The organism is Mesorhizobium sp. P5_C1 (assembly GCF_054049815.1).
Window position 1 is genome coordinate 1 of sequence record NZ_JBFULQ010001368.1, and the last position, 587, is coordinate 587.

1 protein-coding gene is annotated in these 587 nt (G+C 57.4%); it reads left to right on the forward strand.

Translation table 11 applies throughout. The annotated features are described in order from the left end of the window. Positions 1 to 279 (forward strand): hypothetical protein (locus ACXJ7R_RS35860; RefSeq protein ID WP_457155906.1); only part of this gene is annotated, 279 nt, incomplete at its 5' end. Positions 280 to 587: the final 308 nt, after the last annotated feature.

Genomic DNA, 587 nt, shown 5'->3' on the forward strand with positions numbered 1-587 from the left:
CAGCTCCACAGCGGTCACGCCCAGATCGCACGGATGGAGTCGGATCTCGTCGAGAGGGCTGAAGAGATTTCAGCCGCGCACGCGACTGTTAGTGCGCTGCAGACCGAGCGCGACAACGAGATCGCACGTGCGCTAGTGCTCCAGGAAAGAATGGAGCAAAGTGAACGGGTCGTTCAAGAGTTCAAGGACTCAACGAGTTGGCGAATAACCAGCCCCCTGCGAGCGCTGTCTGCGATTGTCACGCGGTTGCTGAAAAGGATCGCCGCAGTCTTTCGTTGAAAGCGAAATTCAATTGGAGAGAGGCGGGCTCTGCTCTTGGCCTCTCCATCGGTAATCCGTTTCTTCAGAACAGGGGCAACATCAAGCCACCGGATATGCTTTCTCATTCATGCGACGGCTGATCGTTCCAGTCGCGCCAACTTGTGGCGTTTGAGACGCACACCGGACCTATCCGGCGGTCCGCTTGCCAAGTCGTCGAATTTTTGTTGCGCAGTCTGGCGGTGTGTGCGAGGTGCCACCTACGCCAACGCAAGGCAATACGCAGCAAACGCAGGACTAATGTCGGCCACCGTTCGCACCCTCTCTGT